This is a genomic window from Synechococcus sp. R8-2 (assembly GCF_047461715.1).
Taxonomy (GTDB): Bacteria; Cyanobacteriota; Cyanobacteriia; order Thermostichales; family Thermostichaceae; genus Thermostichus.
Genome location: NZ_JANSHQ010000255.1, coordinates 1 through 5,628, shown reverse-complemented (window position 1 = coordinate 5,628; position 5,628 = coordinate 1). Strand labels below are relative to the sequence as shown.

The 5,628-nt window shown below is 61.0% G+C and carries 3 protein-coding genes and 2 pseudogenes; 1 reads left to right on the top strand and 4 read right to left on the bottom strand.

Going from position 1 to position 5,628, the window contains the following annotated elements; genetic code table 11:
- The 4 genes and pseudogenes from NW819_RS06710 to menA form a co-directional block, all read right to left on the bottom strand.
- Window positions 1–590, bottom strand: a pseudogene (locus tag NW819_RS06710) (hypothetical protein); the annotation flags it as partial.
- 44 nt (window positions 591–634) lie between these two features.
- Window positions 635–1,813 carry an LptF/LptG family permease gene (locus NW819_RS06705; protein WP_414413278.1) on the bottom strand — a complete coding sequence of 393 codons (1,179 nt, stop codon included), beginning with the start codon at window positions 1,811–1,813 and terminating at the stop codon, window positions 635–637.
- 77 nt (window positions 1,814–1,890) lie between these two features.
- Entirely contained in the window at window positions 1,891–3,684 is a 1,794-nt protein-coding gene (locus NW819_RS06700; protein ID WP_414413277.1) for an LptA/OstA family protein, read from the bottom strand.
- A gap of 154 nt (window positions 3,685–3,838) precedes the next feature.
- On the bottom strand, window positions 3,839–4,705 hold the full coding sequence (menA, locus tag NW819_RS06695; protein WP_414413279.1) for a 2-carboxy-1,4-naphthoquinone phytyltransferase: 867 nt from the start codon (window positions 4,703–4,705) through the stop codon (window positions 3,839–3,841).
- Between the two features lie 347 nt (window positions 4,706–5,052).
- Between menA and NW819_RS06690 the strand changes: the two are divergent.
- Window positions 5,053–5,628, top strand: a pseudogene (locus tag NW819_RS06690) (isochorismate synthase); the annotation flags it as partial.

Genomic DNA, 5,628 nt, shown 5'->3' with positions numbered 1-5,628 from the left:
GTTAGCGGGACGGAGTCCTTGGTGGGGCGCAGCCAGGGTTGCTCTTCCACCCGCAGGGCTTCAGCCTGAGAAGTCATGGGCTGGGAAAGCCGAAGGGAGTCCAGGGTGGGAACTGCCGCGGTGGGCGTCGCCGGTGAAGCGGGCTGGGGAGCCGGTGTTGCTTGGGCTTGCTGCGCCTGTCGCCGAGCATGGGCTGCTGCCCCTTCGGCCAACAGCCGTTGTAGCCGCTGTCGGTTCAGTTCTTCTGGCGTGAGGGGCTTTTCAGGAGAGTTGGCAAGGGGAGGGGATCCAAAGTCTGAAACCGGGGCCGTAGGGGGTGGGGTTGCCGCAGTCAAGGCTGTAGCAGGCAGAGAAGATTGCGCCTCGGCCAAGGTGATGGGCTCCTCATCGGCGGCAGCCATCGGTTCTGGGCTGGAAGCCCGGCGGGCCAGTTGCAGGCGCTGAGCAAGTGTTTGCGCTGACCGAAAGCGCTGGTAGCCCTCCAGAGAGAACTCCGTCCCGCCGACGCCAACAGTGGGCAGGGGGTCCAACTGGGCGAAGACGGCCTCCCCCGTCCCCAACCACAGGGAGCCGCCCCAGCAAAGAGCCAACCACTTTGCCCAAGGGCTGAAGTCAGGGGGGAAGTTGCAGGATTTCACCGTAAAAACCGCCACAGTAAAGAAAGGCCTACCCCACCGAAAATCATATTCGGCAACCAGGCAGCCAGCCAGGGATCGATGTGCTCAACTCGACCCATCGCTCGTCCCAGGCTCATCAGTACATAGTAAATAAACACCAGAACAATCGCTAGCGCCACGCCGCCGTAGCGCCCCGTTTGCCGCACCGTTTGCAGGCCCAAGGGGGCAGCCACCAAGATGGCGAAAAAGCTGGCCAAAGGAATGGCGAACTTGAGGTGGTATTCCGTCAGGCAGCGAGCCACATCGGCAGAAGGACGTTGCTCCGCTCGATATCGCTGGCACTGCTCCCACAGCTCCCCCGCCCGTTGCTCTTGGGGCACCTTTTCCGCGTACACCAGGCCCACCAGTTTGTTGACGATGTTGAGCTGCATTTCTTCCACCTGGCCTTCATAGTAGGTGCGCCCCTGCTCGTCATAACGGCGGATCACCACATCTCGCAGTTGCCACGATTGGCCCACCTGCTGCGCGGTTTGAGCGGAGATCACCTGCGGATAGCGCAGGTGGCCGGTCTCAGCTTTGCGATCCAGGATCAACAAATCCTGCATCAAGCCGGTCTTCGGGTCAATCGATCCGACATGAAACCAGAGATCATCATCCACCCGCACGATCTCTTCTGGATTAAACAAAAGAGCATCTTGAGCCAAGATGAGGTTCTTGTTCAGGATTTTCACCTTTTGGTTGGTTTCCGGCACAATCACTTCATTGGTCAACAGCGCCAAGCCGCTGATCAGCAGGCCAATACAGAGCACGGGGATAAACACTTTGCGATAGGGGATCCCAGCAGCACGCAGGGCGGTGATCTCGCTGTCGGCTCCCATTTTGCCCAGGGTGAGCAAGGTGGCAAAGAGGCCGGCAATGGGAAAGGTGACCACCAAAATGGCGGGCAAATTGAGGAGGAGAATGTGCAAAATGGTCAGGGGAGGGGCGCCCTTTTTCACCAGCAGATCGGTGTAGATAAACAGCTGGTTGCCCAGCATCATCACCGTGCCCCCGGCCACCCCCAGAAAGAAGGGGCGGATCATCTCTTTGAAGAGATAAAACTCCAAAAAGGCAGCCCCCAATTTCAGGGATCCCCAAAAGCTGCCCGCTTGAGCAGGGGTTCTGCGCAGTTTGCCCTCGGCGAGTGGAGCCGTCATGACATCACCTCGGATCACAACCTCAGCCAAACCTGGACGATCAAAAACCACAGATGGCTCCCCGAGGGGGGATCCCATCAGAGGGCGTCGGTGATGCGAAACTGAAACATGCCCTGCTGTTGCCCGTCCCCTTCGACGGTGTATTCATCTTGTTTTATGTTCAGGGTAACCAGCTTGCCACTGAGGCGATTGGCGCCCCGGCACATCTGATCCAGCGCGTTGCGGCCCGGCAGAGCTTGGGTGCTCTCCCCGGGAAGGCGGCCGACCTCTCCCCGATCGCAGAGCACCACAGGAGCCTGTTCGGCGCTGATTTTGAAAATTTGTTCTCGGTCAAAGTAATCGGCGCGATCCCCTTCGATGGCGCGGTTGGCCTGCACAATAACCACATTGCCAAAGAAGCGGGCATCGCCGCTGGCTTGGTCGATCTCCACCCGGTCGGCGTAGATCACCGTCGGCTGATCCACATCCGCCTGGGTCTCCGGGTTTTGTAGCCGCCGCGCCAGCCACTCCCCCTCGATCTGCTCGATCACCACCTCTCCCCGCAGCTCCACTTTCTCAGGGGTGATGGTGGCCTGGTTGGCCTTGGCCCTGCGCCCCCGCTGGATGAACTCGACGGCATCGCTAAACTCGGAAGTGCCGGTGCGGGAGTTGTAAACCAGGCGGGCAGCCCGCACCTCGGTTTCGGCTTGGCGCAGCTCCTCTGTCAGGGATCCCTCGCTGGGCGCCGGAGTGGAGGTAGCCATCTGCCGGTAGAGGACGTTGTCTTCAAAGAAGAAGATCTTGTCGCGGTGGTTGCCCTCTAGGCGGGCTGAGGTGAGCACCCGTCCGGGCTCTTCCAGGGTGACCCCTCCGGTCAACAAACTTTGGGATTCGCGGCGGCGGTAGGTGCCCTGGGCCGACCGGATGATGGTTTCCCCCTGCTGGATCTCCAGGTTGCCTTCCCCTTGGGCAATTTGCGTGTTGCGGTCGTACGTGAGGCGGTCGGCAATGATGGTGACTTCTTGATCCTGTTGGTCTGGGGTCGCCTCCGGGCCGGGAGAGGCCTGGGCCAAGCGCAGATCGGCCAATAAGGGATCCCGGCTGCTGTCGCCGGCCACCTCCTGTAACACCACACCGCCGGAGAGAATGCTTTGGGCCTGCTGGCGCAGGTAGGTGCCTTGGGGAGCGCGAATTTCGATGCCACGTTCGCGAATGCGCAGGTTCCCTTTCCCCTCGGCCACCTGGTTGGTGCGGTCGTAGGTGATCTGGTCGGCGGTGATGGTGGTGGAGGTGGGTGCCGAGCCGTTTGGGGGCAACACTATCAGCTTGCCCTGCTCGGCCCTGAGAAGGGCAAACTGAAAGTTAAACGAACCGGAGCGGCCCTGCAACACCATTTCCCGGCCTTTGAGGGTGAACTCCGCCGGCACCTCGATGCGCTCTTCAGGGGTGACTCTCAAGGCGCTGGTCAAGAGCAGACTGCCGTCGCCGCTCCTCACCTCCACCTCCTCATCCAAATACAGCTCATCGGCGGTGGCATTGTAGCGGGCTCGCTTGGCCCGCCAAGTCATCTGCTCGCTGCTATCAAAAAAGGGATCCGGCACCCCTTCCTGTCGGTCGGCGCTTTCTCCGTAGAAGTAGCCGTGCGCCCCCTGCTCAAATACCTGTTGCCCAGCTGCCAGATCCACCTGCTCGGCGATCAGTCGCCACCGCTGATGGCCTCCCCGACGACCCAAGATGTCTACCCTGCGGCTGACCGAGAGGGGCTGATCGGGGGAAGGAGACTCCACCTTCACTTCCTCGATGTCGATCGACAAGGCCCAGCCCACCAAAGCAGCCAAGATGCTGCTCCCCAACAGCGCCACCCCCAGGTTGGAATTGAAGAATCGCCGCATCCTGTTTTCGCTGCCGCCTCACCTTGACCCGAACTGACCACTCCCCTTGGAGCCAACGCTCTGAGCTAGCACTCTAGGCTGTAGCTTATCCCATTTTGCCGGCTGCACCGGAGGGATCCCGCGCACACCTAGCCTTAAGCCGACTTTTCAGCCTTCAGCCATAGCGGCTGAGGATGAACCCTAGCCCCAGAAACAGCCCCAGCCAAAAATGGAGACTGACGGCGATGAACTTGGAGTGGCTAATCCGCTGCGGCTGATCGTGATAGGTACCCAGCAGGCGGGAAAGCCGCACTGCAAACGGGATCCCCGCCAAACTCAGCAGTGTCCAAGCCGGAAAGATCCCCAGCCCCACAAACAGCAGCATCAAGGCAAAAAGGCTGCTGCAGAGCCAGGGGATGAGGCGGGCCGAGCGCAAAGTCCCCAGGCGGGCCACCGGCGAGCGCTTGCCGCAGGCTAGGTCATCCTGCACTTGATGGAAATGGGAACAAAACAAAATCAAGCTGGTCGCCATTCCCACCACCAGTGAGGCCGCTAACCCCGGCAGCGACCAAGTCTGGCTTTGGCTGTAGTGGGCAGCCGAGACCGCCAGCGGCCCAAAGCTGAAAAAGCAGAGGATCTCGCCCAGGCCCTGATAGCCCAGGCGCAGGGGCGGCCCCTGGTAGGCATAGCCCAGCCCGCAGGCCAGCAGCACCAACAGCAGCACCGTGGGATCCGATTGCCGCCAGCTCAGCCACAGGATCCCCAGCAGCCCCAGAGCCAAAAAGGCATTCCCCACCCAAAACACCCGCCCCGGCTTGCCTGTCAGGTTAACCAGGGAGTGGAGTTTGTTTTTGTCCACCCCTGTCTGGGCATCGAACACGTCGTTGCTGAGGTTGACCCAGGCCAAGATGCAGATGGCGGCTCCCCAAAACACCCCCAAAACCCCCAAGTCCAGCACCCCTGACTGGGCATAGGCAATGGCGGATCCCACCCAGATGGGCATGATCGCCACACTGTACATGGGGGGCTTGAGGGCAGCCATCCACAATTGCCGGCGAGAGCGGTTGCTCCATGCGACCTCTGCTGGTGGCTGCACTTGGCCGACATCTGGATTCATGGGAGTTCTCCTTGGGAAGCAAGCCTGCTCTGGGGCCTGTCTCTGGATCTGTCTACAACCATCTGCTCTGTAGGGTAGAGCGCCTGAGAAAGCATCCCCCAGGATGCTAAGAAACTTTGCAGTCCGTGAAGAAGCTCCTCAGATCTGGCCCCCAGAAGCTCAGGCTGCCGGCCCTTCTCCTAATCTCTTATCCTAAAGTCATCTTCTGCCGGTCTCCATCGACGGGTGTCCTGTTTTCGGCCAAGGTGGGATCGTTCTCTTTGCTCTTTCGCATGACCTCTTCTCTTTCCCCTCGGAATGCCCACGGTACGCTTGAGTGCCTGGAGTGGCCGAGAGCATGGCCGCCGACTCGCACTTCTGCTTGGACAGGCGAGACGGGGAATCGGCGCTACTGGGATCCCTTCCTAGCCGCCTGCCAACAGATGGCGCGGGCGCGGGGTGTTCCCCAAATCCTCAGCTTGTCGCAGCCCATCCCAGAGCTGGATCCGCTGGCGGTGCTGGCCCAGAGGCTGGGTTCGCTCCCCACAAACCGATTCCCGAGCTACTGTTATCTCTCCCACAAGGCCCACGGGGAAAGGGTGCGGGTGTTGGGATGGGGATCCCTGCGGCAGGTTGATCTCGCGGGAGAAGGGGGCTTGCGGGCGGCACGGAGCTTTGTAGAAGAGCTGCAGCCCCACGTCCATGCCGCTTGCATTGGCAGAACGGAGCCCTCTGAGGTGGGGGGATCCCCAGGCAGCCGGCAGGAACGCCCTCTGTGTTTCTGTCGCCTCAGTTTCAGCCCCAGGAGCAAAGGGGGGGCGGCGCTGGTGCTGCCACGTTGGCAACTGTTGCAGGTGCCAGACTCCTGG

What these genes read in the sequence shown, in the direction of transcription:
- NW819_RS06705 (WP_414413278.1), bottom strand. Translation starts at nt 1,813, where the DNA reads ATGACGGCTCCACTCGCCGAGGGCAAACTGCGCAGAACCCCTGCTCAA.
- menA (WP_414413279.1), bottom strand. Translation starts at nt 4,705, where the DNA reads ATGGCTGCCCTCAAGCCCCCCATGTACAGTGTGGCGATCATGCCCATC.
- NW819_RS06700 (WP_414413277.1), bottom strand. Translation starts at nt 3,684, where the DNA reads ATGCGGCGATTCTTCAATTCCAACCTGGGGGTGGCGCTGTTGGGGAGC.